Annotated in this window: 22 protein-coding genes; 12 read left to right on the forward strand and 10 right to left on the reverse strand. The window is 48.5% G+C overall.

Translation table 11 applies throughout. The features are described from left to right. Positions 1-679 precede the first annotated feature (679 nt). Positions 680-1,915, reverse strand: a complete 1,236-nt coding sequence (gene ctpA, locus H6H02_RS23885; protein WP_190822498.1) for a carboxyl-terminal processing protease CtpA — start codon at positions 1,913-1,915, stop codon at positions 680-682. Positions 1,916-2,096: 181 nt separating this feature from the next. On the opposite strand from ctpA, the gene petB reads away from it, so the two are divergent. The 5 genes from petB (at position 2,097) to H6H02_RS23910 (ending at position 6,288) form a co-directional block, all read left to right on the forward strand. After that, the gene (petB, locus tag H6H02_RS23890; protein ID WP_190822501.1) at positions 2,097-2,765 is read left to right on the forward strand and encodes a cytochrome b6; all 669 of its coding nucleotides are present in this window, start codon (positions 2,097-2,099) and stop codon (positions 2,763-2,765) included. Between the two features lie 187 nt (positions 2,766-2,952). Further along, positions 2,953-3,435 carry a cytochrome b6-f complex subunit IV gene (petD, locus tag H6H02_RS23895; RefSeq protein ID WP_190822503.1) on the forward strand — a complete coding sequence of 161 codons (483 nt, stop codon included), beginning with the start codon at positions 2,953-2,955 and terminating at the stop codon, positions 3,433-3,435. 187 nt (positions 3,436-3,622) lie between these two features. Beyond that, on the forward strand, positions 3,623-4,624 hold the full coding sequence (locus H6H02_RS23900) for a GDP-mannose 4,6-dehydratase (RefSeq protein ID WP_190822505.1): 1,002 nt from the start codon (positions 3,623-3,625) through the stop codon (positions 4,622-4,624). Positions 4,625-4,641: 17 nt separating this feature from the next. Further along, complete coding sequence (locus tag H6H02_RS23905) at positions 4,642-5,790, forward strand: glycosyltransferase family 4 protein (RefSeq protein ID WP_347342646.1); 1,149 nt, start codon at positions 4,642-4,644, stop codon at positions 5,788-5,790. A gap of 117 nt (positions 5,791-5,907) precedes the next feature. After that, positions 5,908-6,288, forward strand: coding sequence for a hypothetical protein (locus H6H02_RS23910; protein WP_190822507.1), 381 nt, complete (start codon positions 5,908-5,910; stop codon positions 6,286-6,288). 58 nt (positions 6,289-6,346) lie between these two features. Here H6H02_RS23910 and H6H02_RS23915 read toward each other — a convergent pair whose 3' ends face one another. Beyond that, on the reverse strand, positions 6,347-6,781 hold the full coding sequence (locus H6H02_RS23915) for a hypothetical protein (protein ID WP_190822509.1): 435 nt from the start codon (positions 6,779-6,781) through the stop codon (positions 6,347-6,349). Positions 6,782-7,027: 246 nt separating this feature from the next. Between H6H02_RS23915 and H6H02_RS23920 the strand changes: the two genes are divergently transcribed. Next, entirely contained in the window at positions 7,028-7,378 is a 351-nt protein-coding gene (locus tag H6H02_RS23920) for a hypothetical protein (RefSeq protein WP_190822511.1), read from the forward strand. A 149-nt stretch (positions 7,379-7,527) separates the two neighbouring features. Here H6H02_RS23920 and H6H02_RS23925 read toward each other — a convergent pair whose 3' ends face one another. Next, on the reverse strand, positions 7,528-7,938 hold the full coding sequence (locus H6H02_RS23925; protein ID WP_190822513.1) for a VOC family protein: 411 nt from the start codon (positions 7,936-7,938) through the stop codon (positions 7,528-7,530). Positions 7,939-8,208: 270 nt separating this feature from the next. Between H6H02_RS23925 and H6H02_RS23930 the strand changes: the two genes are divergently transcribed. After that, positions 8,209-9,381, forward strand: coding sequence for a tetratricopeptide repeat protein (locus H6H02_RS23930; protein ID WP_190822515.1), 1,173 nt, complete (start codon positions 8,209-8,211; stop codon positions 9,379-9,381). Positions 9,382-9,389: 8 nt separating this feature from the next. Here H6H02_RS23930 and H6H02_RS23935 read toward each other — a convergent pair whose 3' ends face one another. Genes H6H02_RS23935 through H6H02_RS23945 form a run of 3 tightly spaced genes read right to left on the reverse strand, consistent with a single transcriptional unit; the run spans position 9,390 to position 13,094 of the window. Further along, positions 9,390-11,042, reverse strand: coding sequence for an adenylate/guanylate cyclase domain-containing protein (locus H6H02_RS23935; protein ID WP_190822517.1), 1,653 nt, complete (start codon positions 11,040-11,042; stop codon positions 9,390-9,392). Positions 11,043-11,046: 4 nt separating this feature from the next. Then, the gene (locus H6H02_RS23940; RefSeq protein WP_190822520.1) at positions 11,047-11,418 is read right to left on the reverse strand and encodes a hypothetical protein; all 372 of its coding nucleotides are present in this window, start codon (positions 11,416-11,418) and stop codon (positions 11,047-11,049) included. A 38-nt stretch (positions 11,419-11,456) separates the two neighbouring features. After that, positions 11,457-13,094 carry an adenylate/guanylate cyclase domain-containing protein gene (locus H6H02_RS23945; RefSeq protein ID WP_190822522.1) on the reverse strand — a complete coding sequence of 546 codons (1,638 nt, stop codon included), beginning with the start codon at positions 13,092-13,094 and terminating at the stop codon, positions 11,457-11,459. Between the two features lie 567 nt (positions 13,095-13,661). Here H6H02_RS23945 and H6H02_RS23950 point away from each other — a divergent pair. Then, complete coding sequence (locus tag H6H02_RS23950) at positions 13,662-15,185, forward strand: serine/threonine protein kinase (protein ID WP_190822568.1); 1,524 nt, start codon at positions 13,662-13,664, stop codon at positions 15,183-15,185. Between the two features lie 47 nt (positions 15,186-15,232). Here the strand turns inward: H6H02_RS23950 and ylqF are convergent, their stop codons facing one another. Both ylqF and H6H02_RS23960 read right to left on the reverse strand, forming a co-directional pair. After that, a complete protein-coding gene (ylqF, locus tag H6H02_RS23955; RefSeq protein WP_190822524.1) occupies positions 15,233-16,096 on the reverse strand; it encodes a ribosome biogenesis GTPase YlqF in 864 nt (287 codons plus the stop codon). A 77-nt stretch (positions 16,097-16,173) separates the two neighbouring features. Next, positions 16,174-16,596: a universal stress protein gene (locus tag H6H02_RS23960; protein WP_190822526.1), complete on the reverse strand. Its 423-nt coding sequence runs from the start codon at positions 16,594-16,596 to the stop codon at positions 16,174-16,176. A gap of 177 nt (positions 16,597-16,773) precedes the next feature. On the opposite strand from H6H02_RS23960, the gene H6H02_RS23965 reads away from it, so the two are divergent. After that, on the forward strand, positions 16,774-17,973 hold the full coding sequence (locus tag H6H02_RS23965; RefSeq protein WP_190427814.1) for a phosphoglycerate kinase: 1,200 nt from the start codon (positions 16,774-16,776) through the stop codon (positions 17,971-17,973). Here the strand turns inward: H6H02_RS23965 and H6H02_RS23970 are convergent. Further along, positions 17,970-18,200: a hypothetical protein gene (locus H6H02_RS23970; protein WP_190822528.1), complete on the reverse strand. Its 231-nt coding sequence runs from the start codon at positions 18,198-18,200 to the stop codon at positions 17,970-17,972. The two genes, H6H02_RS23965 and H6H02_RS23970, sit on opposite strands and share 4 nt — an antisense overlap. 25 nt (positions 18,201-18,225) lie before the next feature. On the opposite strand from H6H02_RS23970, the gene H6H02_RS23975 reads away from it, so the two are divergent. From H6H02_RS23975 to H6H02_RS23985, 3 genes are all read left to right on the forward strand, one after another. Further along, positions 18,226-19,644: a serine/threonine-protein kinase gene (locus H6H02_RS23975; RefSeq protein ID WP_190822530.1), complete on the forward strand. Its 1,419-nt coding sequence runs from the start codon at positions 18,226-18,228 to the stop codon at positions 19,642-19,644. Positions 19,645-19,727: 83 nt separating this feature from the next. Next, entirely contained in the window at positions 19,728-21,095 is a 1,368-nt protein-coding gene (locus tag H6H02_RS23980; RefSeq protein WP_190822531.1) for a type IV pilin-like G/H family protein, read from the forward strand. 106 nt (positions 21,096-21,201) lie between these two features. Further along, the gene (locus tag H6H02_RS23985; RefSeq protein WP_190822533.1) at positions 21,202-22,389 is read left to right on the forward strand and encodes a serine/threonine-protein kinase; all 1,188 of its coding nucleotides are present in this window, start codon (positions 21,202-21,204) and stop codon (positions 22,387-22,389) included. Between the two features lie 22 nt (positions 22,390-22,411). Here the strand turns inward: H6H02_RS23985 and H6H02_RS23990 are convergent, their stop codons facing one another. Beyond that, positions 22,412-24,604, reverse strand: a complete 2,193-nt coding sequence (locus tag H6H02_RS23990) for a recombinase family protein (RefSeq protein WP_190822535.1) — start codon at positions 24,602-24,604, stop codon at positions 22,412-22,414. Positions 24,605-24,660: the final 56 nt, after the last annotated feature.

The raw sequence follows: 24,660 nt of genomic DNA on the forward strand, positions 1-24,660 counted from the left end.
TGACCCCTGCCACAATCCCACTGTGGTCAATATCTTGTACTCTAATCTCAGATGCACTCATGCATCAAAAATACAATAACTCCATGCCAAAACCTGCGGAATATGGGCTAAAAACTTCAGCAATGAGTGGGCAACAGATAAAACTGTTGACCGACTGATAGAGTATCGAAGATCGTTTGCTAGGAAAACCATGAGCGCGATCGCTATATTTAGGGGTAAAAACACTCACCAGATGTGGTAAGCGTGCTATAAAAATTAATCAACCGCATAGGCTCATGCGATCGCGATTGAAACCCTCTCAGCCTCAGATTTTTCTAGAATCTATTTCCACTCAAGCCGAGTATTGCTTGATTCCCAATTTACACTGCTCTTTCATTGTGGAATCAAACTTACTGCACTCGCTTCGGTAGATGCACTATTAAGTTTTATCTAAAATTCCGGTAAAATTCCCTTTTTTGCAACTTTAGTTCTTACTCCGAACTGAAGTAAAAAAAACTGAAGGCTGTTAGCGTCAGTCTTGCGTCAGCCGTTAGGCGATATCCATTAGCGCTTTTAGCGTTCTGTTCAGTGCGAAGCACGGACTAAGCACTAAGCAAGTATTCTCTCAAGCCATCTGCCCCTAAAGCACCTCAGCCCTCACTCAGCCCTCAGCCCTCAGCCCTCAGTCCTAACTTCTTAATCAAGCTGCATCCGCAACGACCGCATTAGCGGTTAACACCTCCAAAGCCGTTTTGTATTGCTGGTCTGCTTCCGTACCCACCTGGTCAAGCGTAATTGGCTCCAGAGGCACTTCCCGATCTGGCGTAATGCCTAGCTTGTTGATATCGTGATGGTTTGGCGTTTCGTACTTGGCAACCGTTACCGCCAATCCTGACCCATCTGAGAGGTCAAACAAAGATTGAATTAACCCTTTGCCAAAAGTTCGAGCGCCTACCAATTGGGCGCGACCATTGTCTTGAAGTGCCCCAGCCAGAATCTCGCTCGCACTGGCGCTTCCCTGATTCACTAAAACAACGAGGGGAGCGTGGGTAAGAGCGGGTGCAGACGCCTCAAAACTGCCCAAAATGCCTTGGCGGTTGACCGTATAGACAATCGTGCCTTCATCCAACCACATCCGGGCAATCTCAATGCCTGCCTGCAACAGCCCTCCCGGATTATTTCTCAAATCGAGCAGATAAGCTTGTGCCCCTTGTTTCTCCAGCTTGGTGACGGCATTCGCCAGCTCACTTGGGGCATTGGCACTAAATTGACTCAGGCGAATGTAACCGACTGGGAGGCTAGAACTGCTGGAATCTAAGACTGCATAAACGGGGTTGAGGGCAATTCGCGATCGCACTAGCGTAATTTCTTCAGGCGTTTTTGTCTCCCGTTGCACCAAGAGCCTTACCTCTGTGCCCGCAGCGCCCCGCATCCGCGCGGCGGCTTCATCGAGGGTCAGTTGGGCACTCTGGATGCCATCAATTTCCAGGATGCGATCGCGCGAGCGGATTCCCGCTTTCGCAGCGGGCGAACCGTCAATCGGTGCTACCACTTGCAATTCGCCCGTCTCGGCATCAAGGGCAATTTGCAGCCCCACCCCTTGCAGCTCTCCGGAAGTATTCACCTGTAAACTTCGGTATTGGTCGGGTTTCAAAAACCGCGTGAAGGGATCTTCCAGACTTTTGAGCATATTTTGAATTGCCGTGTAAGTCGCCTCGCGATTAGACAGAGGCTGCTTGATCGCCTTTTGACGAGCCATCCACCAGTTTTGTTGATTAAAACTGTCATCCACGTAAGCATAGTTGACAATTCGCCATGCTTCCGAGAGGAGCTGCTGTTCCTCCGTTAAAGCGATCGCTGGCGAAGTCCACCAATTTAACGTAAAGATAGTTTGTATGATTAGTACGAATACAACCCTTAACACTCGTTTGTGCATGACACAGAATCCCCCTTTCGGGCTATGTTACATTTTTTGTAGAGGCTACGCCTAGACTTCTCTCTATCGCGGTGTCTACTGATCCTCATTGCAGCTTCACGCCCCCGAAAAGAGCGGCAAACTGTCTCATGGGGTTGGCTCGTGTCAAAAACAGCAATAAATTTTTAGGAACTCTGGGTTCATGTTTTCTAAGCAGGTAACTGATTCAAAAGCCTACAACTGGTTTGAGGAGCGCCTGGAGATTCAGGCGCTTGCCGAGGACGTCAGCAGCAAGTATGTGCCTCCCCACGTAAATATCTTCTACTGCCTGGGTGGGATTACACTGACTTGCTTTTTAATTCAGTTTGCCACTGGATTCGCCATGACGTTTTACTACAAGCCGACCGTCACCGAGGCTTTTTCCTCCATCCAGTACCTGATGACGGACGTCAACTTCGGTTGGCTGATTCGCTCCATCCACCGCTGGTCCGCCAGCATGATGGTGCTGATGATGATTTTGCACACCTTTCGGGTTTACCTCACCGGCGGTTTCAAAAAGCCCCGCGAGTTGACCTGGGTGACGGGTGTCATTCTGGCTGTGATCACCGTTTCTTTCGGCGTCACCGGCTATTCACTTCCTTGGGATCAGGTTGGTTACTGGGCCGTTAAGATTGTCTCCGGCGTCCCCGCTGCAATTCCCTTGGTTGGCGATCAAATCGTCGAACTGATGCGTGGTAGTACCAGCGTTGGACAAGCCACTCTGACACGCTTCTACAGCCTGCACACCTTTGTGCTGCCTTGGCTGATTGCCGTCTTCATGTTGCTACACTTCTTGATGATTCGCAAGCAGGGCATCTCTGGCCCATTGTAAAGATTGCTGAGTGCTGAGTGCTGTAGGGGCGGTTCTCCCGCCCATGCCCAGCGCCCAATAGGGAGACCAGAGAAAGAGGGAAAGTATTTTTTCTTCCCTTCCTAACTCCTCCCCCTATCATCCCCTCACCACTTTGCCTCTTGCTTAGCTCAAAGCTTTCAAAACGCATAGGAGAACACATAAAACAATGGGAACCCAAAAAAAGCCGGATCTAACCGATCCGCAGTTACGTGAAAAACTTGCCAAAGGCATGGGTCATAACTACTATGGCGAACCTGCTTGGCCCAACGACCTACTCTACATTTTCCCTGTAGTAATTATGGGGACGATTGCACTGTGTACAGGTCTGGCTGTGCTTGACCCAGCAATGATTGGCGAACCGGCAGATCCCTTTGCCACCCCCCTGGAAATTCTCCCAGAATGGTATTTCTGGCCGGTTTTCCAGATTCTGCGGATTTTACCCAATAAACTGCTGGGGATTGCCTGCATGGCAGGGATTCCTTTGGGCTTGATCGTCGTTCCCTTCATTGAGAACGTCAACAAATTCCAAAATCCCTTCCGTCGTCCAGTCGCCACAGCGGTTTTCTTGTTTGGAACCTTCTTTACCCTCTGGTTGGGTATTGGTGCCACCTTCCCCATTGACAAATCTCTGACGCTGGGTCTGTTTTAAGACAATCATTTGTTATCCTTAACGCCTGTGGGTTTCAAAAGCAGTGCTTTTGTGCTGCTTTTGAAATCTATGGGCGTTAAGTATTATCTGGTCGCTTCTGAAAAAGCAAAGTATAAAAGAACATAGGATGTAGCTGCCTGAACCCAACTCCAGCCCCAACGCAACATTAAGTGGTTAAACTCGACTCATGGCAAAGACAGCGCTAATTACAGGAATTACTGGGCAGGACGGGTACTACCTCAGCCGCTTACTCTTGGAACGGGGTTATCGGGTGGCTGGATTGGTATCCCTGCACCGCCAATCGAGTCTGGCTAAACTGGGTTCCCTCGCCAGCCAAATTGAGGTTTGTGCGGTTGACATGAGAGATAGCGCGGCTCTGTTGGCGGTGGTGGAACAACTACAGCCCCAAGAAATTTATAATTTAGCAGCTCCCAGTTTTGTCCCAGATTCGTGGCAAGACCCGCTGGGAACGCTGGACTTAGTAACGGGTACGGCAACTAGGCTTTTAGAGGCAGTGCGGGTGGCTGGATTGAACACGCGGTTTTATCAAGCCAGCAGTTCCGAGATGTTTGGGCAGGTGGATCGGTCGCCTCAAGATGAGAATACACCTTTTCGCCCGATGAACCCTTACGCAGCCGCAAAGTTGCACGCCCATTGGACGATGGTACATCACCGACAGCGCTACGGTTGGTTTGCGTGTAGCGGTATTTTATACAACCACGAGTCATCGAGACGACCTCCAAATTTTGTGACGCGGAAGGTGTCTTTAGCGGCAGCATCGATTAAATTGGGGTTAAGCGATCGCCTGGAAATGGGCAACTTGGATGCCAAACGCGACTGGGGTTATGCTGGCGATCATGTGGAAGCGATGTGGCGGATGTTGCAGGCGGATGAACCGGAAGACTACGTGATTGGGACGGGTCACTTACACAGTGTTCGGGAATGGGTGGCGGCTGCTTTTGAGTGTGTGGGGCTAGATTGGACTCGTTATGTCGTTGTCGATCCCAAGTTTCTGCGATCGGATGAACATTTCCATTTGGTGGCAAATCCAGAGAAAGCTAAGAGCCAACTGAAGTGGGAACCGCAAGTCAGCTTCGAGGGTCTTGTGGAAAAGATGGTGTTGAAGGATTTGGAACGTTTACAAAGCTCTGAGGTGCCATCCATCGCCCAGATGGAACAAAACTCCTAAAATTCAGGGATATTGAAGTGGGAGAAAAGATAGATTATTTAGAGCCGACCGTTAAACCAGTCCCTAACCACATATTTATTTTTCTAGAAGTTTTTGGATGCGAAGGGGGCATTCAATCCTACGTTAAGGATATTTTGCAGTCTTATACCTCATTGGGAAATCAAGCTAAAGGCGAGGTATTTTTGCTACGGGATGGTGTTGGATGCCCAAATCCCTTTGAGGGGAAAAACCTCAAATTTCATTATCTCAAAAACCAAAATCCCCAAAAGGGACGCTTAAGGCTAGCAACTTCACTGCTAGCTTGTCTCTTGCAACGGCGTCCCCACCATGTTTTTTGCGGTCATATTAATCTGGCACCCCTGGTAAGGCTGCTGTGTCAGCCGTTGGGGATTCCCTATACAGTGCTGACTTACGGAAAAGAATTTTGGGAACCCTTAGCCAATCAAGAAAGAACGGCACTTAAGCAAGCGGCGGGAATTTGGACAATTAGTCGCTATAGCCGCGATCGCGCTTGTGCGGTGAATGACCTAGACCCGAAGAAAGTGCAAATGCTACCCTGTGCGGTGAATGGGAATTCCTTTACTCCCGGCCCGAAGCCACCCGCATTGATCGAGCGATATAATCTTGGCGGTGCCAAAGTTTTGATGACCGTAGCGCGGCTGTGGTCGGGCGATATTTACAAAGGCGTAGATGTTACCATTCGAGCCATCCCCGCGATCGCGCAAGTATTCCCAGAAGTCAAATATTTGGTGATCGGTCGCGGCGACGATCAACCCCGGCTGGCGCAGCTTGCTAAAGATTTAGGAGTTGCCGATCGGGTTGTATTTGCCGGGTTCGTTCCCACCGAAGACCTGGTAGACCATTACCGCGTCGCTGATGCTTATATCATGCCTTCTCAAGAAGGCTTCGGCATTGTCTATTTAGAGGCGATGGCTTGTGGCATCCCCATCTTATCCGGTGACGATGATGGCTCCGCTGACCCCCTTCAGGATGGACGTTTAGGCTGGCGCGTCCCCCATCGCAATCCAGAAGCCGTGGCAAATGCCTGTATTGAAATCCTCAAAGGGGACGACCAGCGCTGCAACTCTCAGTGGTTGCGAGAACAAAGTCTCGCCTTGTTTGGCAAAGATGCCCTTGCCCAGAAGTTAAAACAGCTGCTTTATTGAAAACTGCAATTAGGCACGCTTGAAAATCAATGCCGAACTACCTCTGTCATCAGACCGAATCGATTCTGATTTAGGATGGAAGTAGTCCATACTACCTTGCTTTCGTTGGAGACTGCCGTGAACCAGAACAGCCCCAATCCCTTTCAGTTTAAGCTTTCTGGCGTCGGCTCTTGGCTTACCCTGCTGGTAATTATTTGGTTGCTGGGGTCGATTGGGCTGGGCTGGTTGGTGAAATCTTTTCTGATTCTGATCGGTTTAATCCTCGTCGCCCCAGTTCTTGCCTTCCTGGGCTTTCGCTGGTGGTTGCAACGCAACCTTATTGCCGACCAATGTCCCGTCTGTAGCTATGAATTTACAGCTTTGAATCGAACCGAGTGCCAGTGCCCCAATTGCGGCGAGTCGCTCAAAATCGACCAGGGACACTTTAACCGTTTGACACCTCCCGGAACGATTGACGTTGAAGCCGTTGAGGTATCCGCCCGCTCTCTGGAAGACTAGAACAAAATCAAGTTATCCGTCAGTCGTTTTTGATTGATTACGACTGACGAATGACTGATTATTTATTCTGTCCCGTAATCGACAGAGTATAAGGATGCGTGCCACCCGCGCGATCGCCGACATAAACGTTATAAACCCCTTGAGGCCAAACTCCAGAAATCTCCGGCTTATCTCCAGAAGCACTATCTGCCAACACGCAGAATCGTCCTCCTGGGCCATCAACCAGAAGCGTAGGTTCGCCACTGCTTTGGATACTCAACCGCAAGTAATCGATGCGATCTGCCGTTATCCGAACAACTTGATTCGGGGTCTGAGAGATATAACCGCAATTACTACTTGTTTGACCGCCAGAAGCCCCGCTGAGAACGACCGGATCGTTCGGCAACTTCGACGACAGTTCTAACACTGGGGCATCACTTCGAGCCGCCCCAGCGCCTGTTAAGATTAACGCCAAGGTCGTGGGAATAACTATCCATTCGCGAAGCCTCTTCATTTTGTCATCCCCTTGCCTTTTTAAGGAAGTCTTACTATAAGTGTCCTATATGAGTCAATAAACGTGTTTCCAGTGTGTTCCTTTTCTCAAAGTGTCACGTATCTGACAGGGCGCTAAAATCCTCTCTTTTTTAAGTCATGGTGTTTCTAAAACAGACTTTTGTTTAAATCACCAACACAATGCATAATTGACTGTCAGTTTTTCATTTGCAACCGTCATTTTCGTCACTCACTATAAAAACACAAGATGAATCCTCAAGAAAATCAAGACTGGGAGCGGAAACTCCAAGAACTAGATGCTCAAATCAATCAGAGCAACCCGTCCTCGCCCATGATAGAAACTGAACCCGCACAACCTCTCCAGGTGCAAACTAAAAAATCTCAATCAATTCAGTCTCTATTCACCAAAACTGCTAACTGGTTTCAAGGGCTTCCGGGTGCTGGTAAAGTTGCGGTTGTCGCCATCGCGGCTTTAGTTGGTTTTGGGCTACTTAGAAGCGTTTTGTATCTGGTTGCATCGCTCATTAGTCTCGGCATCTTGGCAGGGTTAGTATACTTGGCGTACAAACTATTTATTGCCCCCAAGTCTCCCGATTAGCGTTCTGTACGAATACTGGCGCGTGTGTCTCCAAAAACCGTTGGCAAGGAGCAGACCTTTCAGAAGCAAATGAGGGCATCATCCTCGCTGTCAGTAATCAGGCAAAAGGGCACCTAGAAACCTCAGTATCCAGCGAGCAAAAAAGCACCCTAAGGCAGATTGGGCATATGAACCAATTCCAGTTTGATCCCATCGGGATCGGCAAAGAAGACAGCGTAGTAGCCCGGTGCGTACTGGTTATATTCGGCGGGCGGATCGAGGATTGTAGCGTCCAGCTCAAGAATCAGCTTGTATAAATTATCTACCTGTTCCCGGCTGTCGGCGTTAAAGGCAAGATGATGTAGTCCCGGCGAATAGCGATCGTGAACTTTGTTTGGGGAATCTGGATTCGCGGCAGAAATTAAAATTGCCCCGACATCCTTTGACCACCACATGATGAGTTCATCGTTTTTCTCCACCTGCTGGTAGCCCATGAATTCCAAAATCGCGTTATAAAACGGTTCGGATCTCGAGCGATCGCTAACCGTCAAGCTCAGGTGATTCAAGGTTCCAAGGGTCATACAAGCCTAACCTGTTTTGGAAGAACAAATGTATTATAAACTCCCGTTTTGCAGGTTAGTTCACGGCAGGAAATCCGATTTTTAGTAAGGAGCCAATATCTTGTATGCCGTCATGCATCAAAAATATATAAGTTTTGCTCCCTCTCTACCGCAGGGCAAGCAAAAAAAAAATTCTTTTTTTACTGTTTAATTAGCTTTGTGCGATCGCATTTAAAATAACCACGAGTCCCTTAAGCCAGATCATAGTGTCAAATGAAGCTAAGCTTCTGCATGATTGTTAAAAACGAGGAAGCGCACTTACCACAATGCTTGAATAGTGTCAAGAACGTGGTAGATGAAATGGTGGTGCTGGATACCGGCTCCACGGACAAAACTGTTGAAATAGCCAGAGAATTTGGGGCGAAGGTTTATCACTTTGAATGGTGCAATGACTTCTCAGCAGCGCGGAATGAGTCGCTGAAATACGTTCAAGGAGATTGGGTGCTGGTGCTGGATGCGGATGAGGTGCTGAAACCAGAAATTGTGCCGCAGATGAAGCAAGCAATGATGAGCGATCGCAACCTCGTCATCAACTTAATTCGGCAAGAAGTCGGAGCATCCCAATCGCCCTATTCTCTAGTTTCTCGTCTATTTCGCAATCACCCAGACGTGCGCTTTTCTCGTCCTTACCATTCCCTAGTGGATGATAGCGTTGCCGAATTGTTGCCGCGAGAACCCCAGTGGCAGATCGTTTCTCTATCGGATGTCGCAATTTTGCACTATGGCTATCAACCGGGAGCGATCGCATCTTTAAACAAATTCGCTAGGGCGCAGGCGACGATGGAAGGCTATTTGGCAAGCCATCCCAACGATCCCTATGATTGTTGTAAATTGGGGGCGCTTTATGTAGAAACAGGTGAAGTTGCTAAGGGAATCGAACTCTTAGAGCGCGGTTTAAAATCAACAGAGATGGATGCTTCTGTTTTATACGAGTTGCACTACCATCTCGGCAATGCTCATACTCGTCTAAATAATCTTCCACAAGCGGCGACACACTATCAAGTCGCCATTCAACAGCCAATTCTACCTAAACTTAAACTGGGCGCTTATAACAATTTAGGCAACTTGTTGATGGCATCTGGGGATTTCACCAAGGCTCAAAAAGCTTATGAAACGACCTTGCAGATTGACCCTAGTTTCGCAGTCGGAAAGTACAATCTAGGCATGGCATTAAAAGCAATGGGGCGTTTGCCGGACGCGATCGCTGCTTACCGCCAAGCGATTCAACGAAACCCAGACTATGCAGAAGCGTATCAAAATCTGGGAGTTGCCCTTTTGAAAATGGGTAAGGTCGTAGAAAGTTTAGAAGCATTTGGGAAAGCGATCGCGCTTCACGAGCAACACAACCCAGAGGAAGCCGCTAGACTCCGCCAAGGATTGCAAGAAATCGGGTTTCAAGTTTAATCTCATCTCTAACCCGACTGAATACCATCGTCGATAACGCTCTGCCTGCGAGTCTGATAAACCCGTATCGGTCGGTCAATGCCTTTGAAACGGTACTCTCCCATCGGAGACAAATCTTTCGGGTCCCTTAGCAAAGAATGGGTAGCTTCACTCACGACACATTCACCAGGGGGACAAATTCCTTCCATCCGAGAGGCAAGATTAATCGTAGCGCCTAAGACGGTATAGTCTACCCTCTGAGAACTGCCCACGTCCCCGACCACCGCTTTACCGCTGTTAATCGCTATCCGCAATTGCAGCGGTTGTTGGAAGAACTTTCGATCGTTCAGCCGTTCCAGGCGCTCTAGCATTCCCCAAGCGGCAGCAAAAGCCCGTTCAGCATGATCCGGCTGGGGTTCTGGAGCGCCAAAAAATGCCATAATGCAATCCCCAATAAATTTATCGAGCGTTCCTCTGGCGGCAAAAACTTCTTTGAGCATTTCCTCAAAGAAACTATTGAGCAAATTAGCAATTTCAGTCGGAGTTAAGCGTTCCGAAAGCGCAGTAAAGCCAACAATATCGGCAAATAGAATACTAATTTCGCCTTCTGTGGGGGTAAGACGGCCCCCTTCTAATCCTCCTACATTCATAATGTGCTGCACCACTGAAGGAGAGTGATAGCGTTCTAATCGGTGTCGAATGCTGGCTTCGCTTCTGAGTTTCTCTGCTAACAGCCAACGTTGCACCGCCGACGCCACCAGATTCGCTAAAGCTGAAAAAAAGCTCAAGTCTTCATCGCCTCCTTTATTCCAATGGGTAAAAGAAAGATGAGCATCGGCATAAAGAACGCCGACTACCTGATTTTCATCCCACAGAGGAACCGCTAGAGCGCTGCGAATGCCTTTCGCTAAAATACTATGCTCGCCTTCAAACCGTTCATCCATCTGGGCATCAGCCGTTTTAATTGCGACTTTATCCGTAAAGACTTTTTGACAAATGGTGCGGCTAATCCAACTGCCATCTGCGGCTAGATTTTCCTGTTGCGAAACATCTCTCGCGGCTGCTTGAAGTAATTCTAGTTGCCCCGAACAATCGACATCAATCAACAATGCCAACCGATCGATACTAATGAGATCGCGGAAAACAATTTCTTGTATCTGATGGAAAATTGCTTCGATCGATTCAGCAGAATTCAGACATCTGGCGATATCAACCAAGTCTTTCAGACGAGCGATCGCTTTGTGAGGGTTAGCCGTATTGCTACCCGCATCATCAGCTTGTATCCATTGCTGTTGCAGTTCTTTGGCATTGCGAAGAATCGTCACTTCTTCGGAAATCGGATCTGCATTGATGGGATTGAGTTGAGTCTTTTGTTGAGGAGAACTGGCTAAAAGGACATGCATAAAAACATGACCCATCTGAATAACATCGCCATGATTGAGTGTTTGGGGCGCTGCTAGCAGACGGTCATTTAACCGCGTTCCGTTTGTGCTATGCATATCTTCGACCACCCACACGCCAGCCGGTGTATTTAACAACCGGGCATGATAGCGGGAAATTTCAAAATAAGGCAAGTACAGATCGCATTCTGGCAAGCGACCAATGACAAATTCCTCTTTATCCACCGTGACGGTGCTTTCGGCATTTTCCTCAACTTGTAGGCGCAGCTTGAGTTCAGCCATGACTTCAAACCTCCTTGAACCAAGGCGAACAAGGCTTGCTAAAACTCCTGGACAAAGCAATAGTCAAAAACAGCACCCACAAAGCAAGCGTTTTCCCGGCAATTACTGCCACCATCTTAACTCTGACGAAATCCTTCGGCAGATGATAAGCTGTGTTGCGATAGGTTGCAATGACTGGGAAATCGCAAGCGAATCCTTTTCGGTTAACGTTCTCCCCAATCTCTTGCCACCTTTCCCGAACCCGTCTCGACCAGGGGAAGGTGAGGAATAAATTTTTCGGGCTGGTAGGGCGCAGCGATAAACTCCTCCATGTCAACGTCCATGTCATCGTCGGCAAGGGCTTTGGGTTTGGCGGAACCGAAAAGTCAAAATCCACCCTCTCGCTCCCTCAAAACCTAGAGGAAAACCAGCACTTTAATGCCGCTTGGTTTGATAAACGATTACAGGTCGGTCAATCCCTTTGAAATGGTGTTCTCCTGTCGCCTGCAAGCCTTGGGAGCGCCTCAGCAAAGAATAAGTGGCTTCACTGACGACACATTCCCCAGGGGGGCAGATTCCTTCCATGCGAGAGGCTAGATTAATCGTTGCTCCCAAAGCGGTATAGTCTACTCTTTGAGAGCTACCAACATCTCCAATCACGGCTCTGCCGCTGTTGATGGCAACCCGAATTTGTAGCGGTTCGCGCCAGAATCGATCGGCATTTAATTTCTCTAGACGACTCAGCATTCCTTTGGCGGCGGCGAAAGCTCGGTCGGCATGATCCGGTTGAGGTTCCGGAGCGCCAAAAAATGCCATGATGCAATCTCCAATATACTTGTCTAACGTTCCTCCGGCGGCAAAAACCTCCTGTAGCATTTCTTCAAAGAAATTATTGAGCAATTTGGCAATTTCTGTAGGACTCAACCGTTCTGAAAGGGCGGTAAAGCCAACAATATCGGCAAAGAGGATGCTGATATCAACCTCGGCAGGTGTGAGACGACCATCTTCTAATGCCCCTAGGGTCATAATGTGCTGTACAACGGCAGGGGAGTGATAGCGCTCTAGTCGAGTCCGAATGGTTTCTTCGTTTCTCAGCTTCCGCGTTAACAGCCACCGTTGGACTGCGGATGCGACCAGATTCGCTAAAGCCGAAAAAAAGCTGAGGTCTTCCTCGCCTCCCTTCATCCAATGGCTAGAGGAAAGATGAGCATCGGCATAAAGAACACCGACTACTTTATTTTCATCCCAAAGCGGGACAGCGATCGCGCTCTTGATCCCCTTGACTAAAATGCTCTGTTGCCCCTCGAACCGTTTATCCATCTGGGCATCAGCAGTTTGAATTGCCACTTTCTCGGCAAATACCTTTTGACAAATGGTGCGGCTAATCCAAGTGCCATTTGCTGTTAGATTCTGTTGTTCCAACATATCTCTAGCAGCGGCATTCAGCAATTCCAGTTTGCCGGAATTCTCTACATCGATTAACAATGCCAAGCGCTCAATGCTTTGAAGTTCGCGGAAAACGACTTCCTGCACTTGGTAGAAAATTGCTTCGATCGATTCCGCTGCACTCAAATTCTTGGCGATATTCACCAAATCTTTGAGACGAGCGATCGCTTTTTCCTTATTGCTAACTACGTCTAGCGTCCCTTCAGCTTGTATCCATTGCTGTTGCAGCTCTTGAACATTGCGAAGGATGGTGGTTCCTTGCGCTACGGGTTCCACCAGATGTGTTAGATAGGGTTGAGCCGGATTGCTCACTTGTTGGGGTTGAGCCGGATCGCTCAAAAGAATACTCAGGCTAATATCCCCCAGCAAAAGAATATCGCCGTGATTGACCTGTTGAGGCGAGGTGACAGGGCATTCATTCAATCGCGTTCCGTTTTTGCTGTCCATGTCCTCAATTGTCCACGCCCCGGAAGGCGTTTTCAAAAAGCGGGCATGGCACCGGGAAATTCCCTCGAAAGGCAAATGCAAGTGGCATTCGGGCAAACGACCAATCGTAAATTCATCCCGATTCACCGTAACCGTTCTTTCTGTCTCTCCCTCTCTTAGACGCAGATTGAGTTCAGCCATGACTCCTATCCCTTTTTGAAGCAAAGCGAACAAGGCGTGCAAAAACTCAGCAGAGCAAGGGGCTTTTGATTACTTTCCCTCACTACCCCTCAAGGTTATGGCATTTTCAAAGGCATTGATGCAACCTTACCTAAGACCCAAGCTAAACCCTGAGGGCAGCTTAAGCGGGCAAATCATTTGAGTTTTCGCATTCATGCCTTTGCGCCCTTCAGACTTATCTGCTGAAAATGGGGGGTCATACCCCTCATTCCTTGAACAACAGTATCATAGTATTCGCTGGTTCCCGATGTCGGGTCGAGGTTGAAGCGAAACGACCGTCGAAACATTGACAGGTGGGTACCACAGAAGAACACGCGAAGGTGCGGTTTTCACGCGCAGTCAATCAAGAGTGCGGAGGGTGAGAGGGATTCCCTGAGAAAGGTGTAGCCCTTTCATCCTGGTGAGGCAACAGATGTACATCCGCCTTTGATCCGTACATATCTGATGAAACATCCGGAAAACACGGCTTCCTTTTTGGAAAAACTCAATTATGTTAAACGGTTTACCTCAGCTCAGGGCAGTGACACCATGATAGGCATATTACTAGACCAGCGCTACCAGGTGATCCAGGCGCTAGGCCAAGGTGGATTTGGTCATACTTACATTGCCCAAGACACGCGCCGACCTGGGAACCCTAGCTGCGTTGTTAAACACCTCAAACCCGCTACTAGCAATCCCGAATTTTTACAAACAGCGAGACGCCTGTTTAATAGCGAAGCTGAAACTCTAGAAAAGTTGGGGAACCACGACCAAATTCCCCGGCTGTTAGCTTACTTTGAGGAGCAGGAAGAGTTCTACTTAGTGCAGGAATTTATCGACGGACATCCTCTGAGTGTGGAACTACCACCAGGTCAGCAGTGGAGCGAAAGTCAGGTGATTCAACTGCTGTCTGAAGTCTTATCCATTTTGGAATTTGTACACGAGAATGGGGTGATTCATCGGGATCTCAAACCGGATAATTTAATTCGCCGTTCTTCCGATAAGAAGTTAGTTTTGGTGGATTTTGGTGCCGTCAAACAGGTACAGATGCAATCCGTCATTGCTCAAGAAGGGATGAATGAAACGGTTGCGATTGGCACCCCAGGCTATATGCCTAGCGAACAGGGACAAGGCAGACCCCGCCCCAGTAGCGATCTTTACGCCCTCGGTATGATTGGTATCCAAGCCTTGACCGGGATGAATCCCAGGCAACTAGCAGAAGATCCTGACAGCGGGGAGATTCTCTGGCGGCACTTGGCTCAAGTGAGCGATGGGTTAGCCGCTGTCCTGAGCCAGATGGTACGCCACTACTTCAAATTCCGCTACCAGTCAGCAACCGAGGCATTGCGATCGCTTGCTTCCCTAACCAATCCGAATTCCCCGGCAGCGATCGCCGCAGTCTTGGGACAGAAGGTGCGCGGTTACTGGAAAGACGGTTCTGTGTCGGCAAATAAGGCACTGCGCTCGCTTCAAGAACGCACCAATCCCCACGTCTCGCCCAATAACGCCCCTGCTCCTATTTCCACCCCGGCGATCGCGCCCCCTACGGACAATACCGTAACCATTGCTACAGGCAATTCATCGGAAAAGACAGTGGATTCTCCGGCTAGCGTCGTAGATGAAGCAACGCCTCCAACCGCACCCGCCACGCAGAACACGGTGACAATTGCTCCTGGAAATCCCGCCCCAGCTCCGATTAGTTCGTCGTCCAGCCTGGATTCTGGACTTAAATCTCCTAACAAATTGCCGCTGTTAATTGGAGCAAGCACTGCTATCTTTGTCATTGCAATTGGGGTAATTTTTGCAAGTCGTCAAGTCCCGTCCTCTCCTGAAACGGCTAAAAATCAAATTACTGCGCCAGCTAAAAATGAAGTGAAAAACACTTGTGTTGTTGTTCTTAGTTCATCCAATGTCCGCTCTTTGGATGGACGAAAGAAAACAGGGGATGTTGTGAAAGCAGGAACCAAAGTCTCTGTGACTGGAAAAGAAGAAAGTGGCTGGATAGAAATTAACTCTCCAGTCTCCGGTTGGATTTGGAAGGGTCGGACAAAAAATACCTGTCCTTCTAAATAGGAAAGTTTCTGACTACAAGACAGTTAATTGTCAGGAGCTTTTTCTATTCAGACTGGCGGCAATTCTAGGGGAATCGCACCTAATAAACCCGTGCGAAAATCATTTAATAGCTGTCGTGCTGTGCGCTCTACATCGCCTTTATGACGTTCATCTGCCACAGCTTGTAGATATTCGTCGCCTGCGAAGGAACTCGGCTCGACTCCGTAGCGAGATTGTAAAGACTTCAATAGAAATAAATCGGCATCGGGGGCGTTGAGAGTTTTGAGCAAATCGACTAACGCAGATGCCACTCGTTGATTGTCGTAAGACGCCTCACCAATATCATCACAAATCGCCAACTTGAAGGCAGCAGGCTGATTTTCTAATTTGGAAGGCAAAACGCCAGGGGCATCTAAAAGTTCAATCTCATCGGAAATGCGTATCCAGCGCAGCTGGCGCGTTACACCCGCACGACGGGCGCTTTCTACCACCCGCTTTCCTAATAAACGATTAATGAGCGCCGATTTGCCCACATTGGGAAACCCAATCGCAACGGCACGGACTGGACGAGGAAGCATCCCGCGATCGCTTCTTCGTTGATTCATCTCTACACCCGCTGCCTGCGCCGCCTGTGCCACTGCTGCCACACCCTTCCCATGCTGGGCATCTGTGAAGTATGGCGTTTCTCCCCGCTCCCTAAACCACTCAGTCCAGAGTTGCCGGACTGCGGGAGAAATCATATCCGTGCGGTTGAGTACCAATACCTTTGCCTTGCCGCCTATCCACTCTGGCACGCGGGGATGGTGCGTAGAGATGGGAATTCGGGCGTCTCGCACTTCCAATACCACATCCACACGCTTGAGCTGTTCTTTAAGCGCTTTCTCAGCCTTGGCAATGTGTCCGGGATACCACTGAATTGAAGGAGTCGTCATCAGATTTTAGATTTTAGATTTTAGATTTTAGATTTTAGATTGAATCTAAAATCCAAAATCCAAAATCTAAACTTTGACTAAGGAACAATCAACACCGGACAAGGCGATAAATTAATCACCCGGTTTGTGACGCTGTCAGTCATGCCTTCTTCAGTCAAACCCAGTCCTCGACAGCCCATCACAATTAAATCAGCGTCAATTTCGTCAGCAACATCGCAGATGGTAAAAGCTGGTTTGCCTTGACGCTCAATCGTTTGAGACTGGATGCCTTGATCGGCAAATAAATTTTGAGCTGTTTTGAGCAGTTCGGCGACTGCTTCTGGCGATGTCATTGCAGCATCTGAATTTAGCGGCGACACCTCTGGCTCTGGGCTGGTTTCTTCTACCACCGAAAGCAAAATTAATTTACTACCATACTTTTGCACAACATTCACAACGACATCAGCCGCTTCGCGCGCTTCTCGACTTTGATCGACAGGAAACAGAACAGTCTTGAACATGGCACGCTCCTGTAGAAACCCCAACTCTTGTAAAATGTGGACGGCTAGAGAGCTAGAAATAACCTTACCCCTGCATTTGGTTTGGTCTATCTAGCTTTTGAGGGAAAAGGGCAAACGACCAGTGACACGCGGTTGCTAGTGAAGAGTATAAAAAGACGCAATTAGGAGGTTTACGCTGTGTCCAAGAAAACTGTAGCAAATTTATCGGCATCCGATTTATCCGGCAAAAGGGTACTGGTACGGGCGGATTTTAATGTACCGCTGGACAATGGCAACATTACTGACGATACTCGCATTCGGGCAGCTCTGCCGACAATTCAGGATTTAACTTCCAAAGGCGCTAAGGTAATTCTGTCTAGTCACTTTGGGCGTCCCAAAGGTGTCGATGATAAATACCGCCTGACGCCGGTGGCAAAGCGCCTGTCTGAATTGCTGGGTAAAGAAGTTGTCAAGACTGACGACTGTATCGGTGATGATGTCGCTGCCAAGGTGGGGGCGATGCAAGATGGCGACGTGCTGCTGCTGGAAAATGTCCGCTTCTACCCGGAAGAAGAGAAGAATGACCCAGAATTCGCTAAAAAACTGGCTTCAGTTGCCGATTTATATGTGAATGATGCGTTTGGAACAGCTCACCGCGCTCATGCTTCTACAGAAGGTGTAACCAAGTATCTCAGCCCATCGGTGGCGGGGTACTTGATTGAAAAGGAACTCCAGTATCTGCAAAGCGCGATTGAAAGTCCTCAGCGTCCTTTGGCAGCAATTATCGGGGGTTCCAAGGTTTCTAGCAAGATTGGCGTCATCGAAACGCTGCTGGATAAGTGCGATAAGCTGATCCTGGGCGGCGGCATGATTTTTACCTTCTACAAGGCTCGTGGGCTAAGTGTCGGGAAGTCGCTGGTGGAAGAAGATAAGTTAGAACTGGCGAAGTCTTTGGAAGCGAAGGCGAAAGAGCGTGGTGTTCAACTGCTATTGCCGACAGATGTCATCCTTGCAGATAATTTTGCGGCTGATGCCAATGCTCAAACGGTTAGCATTGACGCCATTCCCGATGGTTGGATGGGTTTGGATATTGGTCCTGACTCGGTGAAATTCTTCCAGGAATCGCTTGCTGATTGCAAGACGGTAATCTGGAATGGTCCGATGGGAGTATTCGAGTTTCCGCAATTTGCCAAGGGAACGGAAGCGATCGCGCGGACTCTGGCGGATCTCACGAAGAGTGGGACGACTACGATTATCGGCGGTGGCGACTCGGTGGCAGCCGTAGAACAGTTGAACTTGGGCGAACAAATGAGCCACATCTCCACTGGCGGTGGCGCAAGTCTGGAGTTGCTGGAAGGGAAGGAACTTCCTGGTATTGCGGCGTTGAATGATGCCTAAGCCGGAAGAGTAACCGAATAAAATTCTTGTAGAGACGCGATTAATCGCGTCTCTACGCTTATTGGGGTATATTGCTTCGCTGTCGTCCTCAAACAGAGCGATCGCGTTTGTTGGGAAAGAGAGGGCGATCGCTTGTATTCAGTATTAAGTGAAATAGAGTGGACACCTGACGGGGTGGTAGCGAAACGGTAGCGCTTAGAGCGATCGCTAGCTAAATTGGAGTACATACGGCGCTAAGGAACCAAGGGCGAGATGCTGCAAGCACAGCAGGTATTGCAAGGGCGTTATCAACTTCAAGAAAAATTAGGACAAAATGCTGGGCGTCAAACCTGGCTGGCAACTGACATTGAGGCATCACCGCCACAACAAGTCATCGTCAAATTGCTAGCCTTCAGCCCCCAGATGCAGTGGGACGAATTCAAGCTATTTGAGCGCGAAGCGCAAGTTCTGAAAAATCTCGATTACCCCAAAATTCCCCGGTATCGAGATTATTTTTCCCTCGATAAGCAGGTTGGTGCTGGTTTGTGCTGGTTTGGATTGGTGCAAGAATACATTCCCGGTGCCTCCCTGCAAAAATTATTAAAACAGGGCAAACGCTTTACCGAAGCCCAGGTGCGGCAGATTGCCACCGAGGTACTGAATATTCTCATCTATCTGCACGAGTTAAGCCCGCCGTTGCTGCACCGCGACATCAAGCCCAGCAACTTGATTTGGGGAGAAGATGAACAAATTTATCTAGTGGATTTTGGTGCAGTTCAAGATTCTGCCGTGGCGGAGGGAGTCACCTTCACTGTGGTGGGAACCACTGGCTATGCGCCCCTAGAGCAATTTTGGGGAAAGGCAGTTCCGGCATCCGACTTGTATGCGCTGGGGGCGACTTTGATCCATTTGTTAACCGGCATCGCCCCGGCAGATTTGCCCCAAAAGAATTTACGGATTCACTTTAGCGACAAGGTTAGCCTTAACTCCGATTTTGTACGGTGGATTGAAGCGATCGCAGAACCCGATTTAGAGCAACGATATCGTACCGCCCGTCAAGCACTGGAAGACCTTAAAGCCAATCGTTCTCTCAACGCTCTCCTGCAACAAATCCGTCAGCCTGTTGGCAGTCGCGTTCAGCTTTGGAAGTCTTCTACCCAGTTAAAAATCAAAATTCCTGGGCGGGGAATATTGCTACTTACAGACATTCTCACCTTTACAGGGAAATTGATGCTAGTAGCGACCTCTGTCATCTCTCTATTTCTGCTAGGTTTATTGCTGTTATGGCTAGGTTTCTTAACATTTTATATGCTCTTGTCCTTGTTGTCATCGATTCATTTAATATTTTCGTTGATTTTATCCATTCTATCAACACTGTTTTTGGGTCGGCTATGGATGAGCGTACATAATGAATTGTGGAAAATTCCAGCCGATTTGAAATGGCCCATACTCAATTATTGGGGAGATTATTGTATCGAATTCTATCAAGATAGCTTTGTAATAAAAAGGCAATTGTTTGGGTTGAAATATCTTAGCCACCAGGGAAAAATTTCTAGCATCAAAAATGTTGAAGCAATTCCTTTAGAAGGAGTCACTCTCGAAACTGGCTTGCTGAAATACTGTTTCGCTCAGAACCTGACTGAACCTGAACGTAACTGGATAGCTCGACAGATCCAAGACTGGCTGAGATAGGAGCGAATGACCAAGAGCCATCCCAAACTAGCTATTCGTAATCCTTCAATCCTTCAATTAGCAACTAATTAAGTAAAATCATCATGCTGCAAGCAGAAAAGGTCTTACAGGGGCGTTATCACCTCACACAACAACTGGGACAAAATGCAGGGCGTAAAACCTGGCTGGCAGAAGATTTAGAAGCCGAACCCAGCGAATCGGTAATTGTTAAATTGCTAGCTTTCAGTCCTCAAATGCAGTGGGAGGAACTCAAGCTTTTTGAACGGGAAGCTCAAGTTTTGAAAAACTTAAACCATCCCAGAATTCCAACCTATCGAGATTATTTTTCTCTCGACGAACAGGCGGGTGGCGGCTTACCTTGGTTTGGATTAGTGCAGGATTACATTCCCGGCAGTTCCCTGCGTCAGCTATTAGATAAAGGCAAAAAATTTACACCAGAGCAGGTACGCTATGTTGCCACGGACATCCTAGAAATTCTAATTTATCTGCACGAATTAAGTCCGCCTGTATTACATCGAGACATTAAACCTAGCAACATAATTTTGGGGGAAGATCGGCAGTTTTATTTAGTTGATTTTGGTGCGGTTCAAGACCGCGCTAAGGCAGAGGGTGTTACCTTTACTGTGGTAGGAACCAGTGGCTATGCGCCGCCAGAACAGTTGTGGGGACGTGCAGTTCCAGCATCAGACCTTTATGCGCTAGGAGCCACCCTAATTCACTTGTTAACTGGAACGCCGCCTTCTGAGTTACCGCAGCATCAGATGCGGATTCAATTTAGCGATAAAGTCAGCCTCAATCCCAATTTCAGCAGTTGGATTGAGAAGCTTATAGAGCCAGCTCCAGAAAAACGATTCAGCACGGCACGCGAGGCACTTGAAGCTTTGCAACAAGTGGAAAGTTTTAAAAGCTCCGATAGCGAAACAGAGGCTCAGGCAAATGGCAATTCGGTTCGTTATGGTCGTTTAGCACTTTCAACTGCGCTGCCATTATTTACTTTTATGGCTCTCATCGCGGCTATTGCTCTGCCAAGTTTTTTTGCCAAACGGGCAATCATTGAAAAATCCGAAGCAAGACAATCTGTTGGGGCAATGAATCGTGGTCAGAAAGCTTATTTCATAGAAAACAATGAATTTTCTAATTCGGTTGAAAAACTAGGAATTGGCATGAAAACTCAGAAAGGAAACTACGAATATGCAACTCGTGTGCTGGCGAGTAAAGCTGCATTTAACTACGCAATACCCCATCGTAATAACAAAAGCTATGTTGGAGGTGTGTTTATAGTACCTGCAAAATCCTCAGATGCTGTTAAGGGCAAGATGAAAACAATAGCAATTTTGTGTGAATCTAATGCTGTTGGTGCTACCAAACTACCAGAGCCAATTTATAACAATGGCAAACCAGCCTGTCCTGCGGGCACACTAGAGATACCAAAAGAGCAGATAGGAAGGTAGATAAGGGCGCTGTGACAAGATGAAAAACCGAATTATCAGTATACGTGAAGGCAAATACTAAGTTTCTAAATCCCTCATCTCAGCTTTCTACGGAAAATAACGAATAATGCTGCAAGCCGAACAGATATTACAGGGGCGTTATCAACTCAAACAAAGATTGGGACAAAATGCGGGACGACAAACTTGGTTAGCGACGGATATTGAAACTGAAGAAAAAAATTTAGTCGTTGTCAAACTCCTCGCATTTGGCGGCGAGGTACAGTGGGACGATCTCAAACTGTTTGAGCGAGAAGCACAAATCCTTAAGCAGTTGAATCATCCCCGAATTCCTAAATATGGGGATGATTTTTGTATCGATGAGCGATCGCTCTGGTTCGGGTTAGTCCAAGAACACATCCCCGGTACCTCTCTGAAGGAATTACTCTTACAAGGCAAAAAGTTCAGTGAAAAGGAAGTCCGTAAGATTGCCTCGGAAATTTTGAATATTCTAATTTATCTACACGAACTGAGTCCCCCAGTGCTACACCGAGACATCAAACCGAGTAATTTAATTTGGGGTGATGATGACAAAGTGTATTTAGTTGATTTTGGAGCGGTGCAAGATAAAGCCTCGAAAGAGGGAGCCACTTTTACTGTCGTGGGAACTTATGGCTATGCGCCGATGGAACAATTTGGTGGAAGGGCTGTTCCAGCTTCAGACTTGTATTCTCTGGGAGCAACTTTAATCCATTTGTTGACAGGTACGGCACCGGCTGATTTGCCTTCTCGGAACTTGCGGATTCAATTTTCTCAGCAGGTGAGCCTCAGTAAACCGCTCATTAGCTGGATTGAAAAGTTAACAGAGCCAGCTCCAGAAGAACGGTTTATAAGTGCAAAATATGCCCTGAAAGCGCTTAAAGAAGGAACAAAGGTTAATACTTCACTGGGTATTCAACCTTTAAATCAATCAACACTGGTCAATAATTCTGGGCAAGGCAATTTATTTGATCAGACAGTACCAGTACCTGATGAAATCAAGGGCTGGAACTGGGGCGCATTTCTGATGCCTTATCTATGGCCTTTGAGCAATCATGTTTGGATTGGACTTTTAGCCTGGATACCGAGTGTCGGTTGGTTGATGGGGTTCGCCCTCGGTTCTAAGGGCAATGAATGGGCTTGGAAAAGTAAAAAATGGCGGAGTATTGAACAATTCAAAGCCCATCAAAGAGGCTGGGCGATCGCAGGATTGTTTATCGGGATACCGATGGCTTGGGCATATATCTGGATACTTACCCTTTTTCTCCATGCCCTCTAAAAACCTCGGCAAGATCGTGTTGTTAGCTGAATGCATAATCAGGGTTCAAAGGAATTGAGGCATTGACTAAGGACAATAACGGGCCAGTTTGCTCCTGTCCATTCGTCGCCAATTCGCTATGGCACAGATAAATTCGCTCCCCCGCTCGCCCTAGTAAATCGAGCAAAATCCGCCGCAGTCTTTGCTCGTCTGCTTCTTGGGTATCTTCTTCGGTTAGCGCCTCTCCCGACCAATCCTTGAGAAACAAAGGGGCACCGTAGAGAGTGGCAGCACCGCCTTTTGACCAAAGGTGCGAACCGGCATCGAGCCAAAATTGCCATCGGTGGAAGCGACGAGCCGCCCGATATTGGAAGATAGTTGCCAAAGTCACAGCGTGACGGTCAAGACCGAGGGGGCGCACGGGGTAGGGGTTAGCAGTGACAGTACCGCGACGCAACAAGCAGATAAACCGATCGATAGTGGTGTAATCTGGGGTTTCAATGCGATCGCTCTGCCGCAAGCGTCCATCGACTTCCCAGTAGTGTTGGGCGGTTTCCATCAGTTCGCGTAAGGCAGCTAGCTGGTCGTAAGGGAGATTGCTGCCTTTCCACAAAAACTGCTGAATTGCCCGATCAAGCAGGGCGACGCAGTTGGGAATTAGACGCTGTTCCAGCTGATCTCGTTGCACTTCTAGCCACTGCAAAATCTCTTCATAAGCAGCACAGGCTGAGTGTCCCAGCCGATCCCAGCGGGGGAAATATGTCACCGGCAGCAACCGGGGTTGTTCTGGATCGGGGGAATAGCAATAATCGGCTAACAAACCCGCCCTGACTGGGTCAATCTTGAAGGATGAAGGATGAACGATCGGGGATGAATGGGTGCTACCTCCTGGCTCCGGACTCCGGACTCCTGACTCCTGACTCAGTACCACCAGCATTTCCGCCACGGCATCCCGGTCTACCAGTCGCCCCAACCCTGGATAAACGAGCGCCAGCAGCGTCAGTAGCGCCCGGATTGTAGGGGAAGCATTCAGGGGACGCTGCTCGCTCAAAGTTTGGACGGGGATATCTTGGCTGCTGAGGATTTCGATTAAGGTATAGCGAGCGATCGCATCCAAACCAGGGGCAATCACTGCCACGTCCTGAGGCTGCACCTGTCCGCTGTGTATCGCCTCTGCGATCGCTAAAGCGGTTTCTCGTAACAACTGAGCGCGGGACGGGGTTTGAATCAACTGTACCGACTCCGGTAAGGTCAACAGAAACATCGGGTCGCTCACCGCTTCCACCACCGGCTTTCCGTAAAGTGCTGCCACACTGCTCGGTTCTTGGCTCAAAGTTTCTACCTGACAGCGCCACTCCAGACTGGCAAGATAATTTGGATCGGCGTTCAAACCGAGTCGCACTGCCCCATCCGGATTATAGGTAAAGGCTCCGGCAGCTCCTTGATCTAAAAGGAAGTTGAATAGATCGCAGGCGATCGCTGGATAATCATCCACATTATCCGCCAGTACTCCCTGATAGCGGCGAATCAAGTGCTGCTGATAAGCTTCATCTGGCAGCAAATAACGCCAATAAAGTTCGCAAATAATCCCATAGGTCAGCAATCCCCGGTCTAAACACCATTGTCGCCAATCAATCAGCACAGTTCCGATTTTCTCCCAGTCGGGGCGTTCCACCACCGGATCGTCGTCCCTCGCAAACCCTTGTTGATCTGCGAAACCTTGTTCCAAAAGACTGGGAATTTCCTCAAGGGGTCGTCCTGCGATCGCGCATAGCTGCAACAAGTCCAGAATGCGACGCACTGAACGAGACTCACTCACCCCCAAAAACTGGAGGTTCCCATTATCCAACTCCGGACGCCACAACCGGGTGGCTAACTCCTGCTCAGTTTCCGGGCGCAGTCTCACTGGAAATTGTGCCCTAAGATTCAACCGCTGAATTAATAAAGGCCAAAATAAGATCACCTCATCCTGAAAGAAACCCAGAGGTGTTTTAGATTGAATGGGATACCGTCCCTGTGTCGCCCTAGCCAAGCGGTCAGCCAATTCGCTCCGATTATCATCATTAGCAGCAAAGACTAAGATTGTCGGTGCCTGCTCCCGCCTTCCCGCCTTCCGGCGCGAACCTCTCGGTTGAGATCCCCGTTCAACCCACTGGCAAAACAGATTGACAAGGCGAGTCGTCTTTCCACTGCGAGTAGGCCCGTCGATCCAGATGGTCTGCGATTGCGTTAACATTGCTAAACGCTGGGTAATACTTGTGTAATCCTTCGGTTTCTATTATGAAACTATCT

The organism is Coleofasciculus sp. FACHB-1120 (genome assembly GCF_014698845.1).
Taxonomy (GTDB): Bacteria; Cyanobacteriota; Cyanobacteriia; order Cyanobacteriales; family FACHB-T130; genus FACHB-T130.

Bases quoted from the DNA above. Each gene is read 5' to 3' on its own strand.
- H6H02_RS23930 (WP_190822515.1), top strand. From the start codon at position 8,209: ATGATTGTTAAAAACGAGGAAGCGCACTTACCACAATGCTTGAATAGT.
- H6H02_RS23970 (WP_190822528.1), bottom strand. From the start codon at position 18,200: ATGTACTCCAATTTAGCTAGCGATCGCTCTAAGCGCTACCGTTTCGCT.
- H6H02_RS23950 (WP_190822568.1), top strand. From the start codon at position 13,662: ATGATAGGCATATTACTAGACCAGCGCTACCAGGTGATCCAGGCGCTA.
- H6H02_RS23980 (WP_190822531.1), top strand. From the start codon at position 19,728: ATGCTGCAAGCAGAAAAGGTCTTACAGGGGCGTTATCACCTCACACAA.
- H6H02_RS23900 (WP_190822505.1), top strand. From the start codon at position 3,623: ATGGCAAAGACAGCGCTAATTACAGGAATTACTGGGCAGGACGGGTAC.
- H6H02_RS23915 (WP_190822509.1), bottom strand. From the start codon at position 6,781: ATGAAGAGGCTTCGCGAATGGATAGTTATTCCCACGACCTTGGCGTTA.
- ylqF (WP_190822524.1), bottom strand. From the start codon at position 16,096: ATGACGACTCCTTCAATTCAGTGGTATCCCGGACACATTGCCAAGGCT.
- H6H02_RS23985 (WP_190822533.1), top strand. From the start codon at position 21,202: ATGCTGCAAGCCGAACAGATATTACAGGGGCGTTATCAACTCAAACAA.
- H6H02_RS23945 (WP_190822522.1), bottom strand. From the start codon at position 13,094: ATGGCTGAACTCAATCTGCGTCTAAGAGAGGGAGAGACAGAAAGAACG.
- petB (WP_190822501.1), top strand. From the start codon at position 2,097: ATGTTTTCTAAGCAGGTAACTGATTCAAAAGCCTACAACTGGTTTGAG.
- H6H02_RS23925 (WP_190822513.1), bottom strand. From the start codon at position 7,938: ATGACCCTTGGAACCTTGAATCACCTGAGCTTGACGGTTAGCGATCGC.
- petD (WP_190822503.1), top strand. From the start codon at position 2,953: ATGGGAACCCAAAAAAAGCCGGATCTAACCGATCCGCAGTTACGTGAA.
- H6H02_RS23935 (WP_190822517.1), bottom strand. From the start codon at position 11,042: ATGGCTGAACTCAAGCTGCGCCTACAAGTTGAGGAAAATGCCGAAAGC.
- H6H02_RS23975 (WP_190822530.1), top strand. From the start codon at position 18,226: ATGCTGCAAGCACAGCAGGTATTGCAAGGGCGTTATCAACTTCAAGAA.
- H6H02_RS23960 (WP_190822526.1), bottom strand. From the start codon at position 16,596: ATGTTCAAGACTGTTCTGTTTCCTGTCGATCAAAGTCGAGAAGCGCGC.
- H6H02_RS23920 (WP_190822511.1), top strand. From the start codon at position 7,028: ATGAATCCTCAAGAAAATCAAGACTGGGAGCGGAAACTCCAAGAACTA.
- H6H02_RS23990 (WP_190822535.1), bottom strand. From the start codon at position 24,604: ATGTTAACGCAATCGCAGACCATCTGGATCGACGGGCCTACTCGCAGT.
- ctpA (WP_190822498.1), bottom strand. From the start codon at position 1,915: ATGCACAAACGAGTGTTAAGGGTTGTATTCGTACTAATCATACAAACT.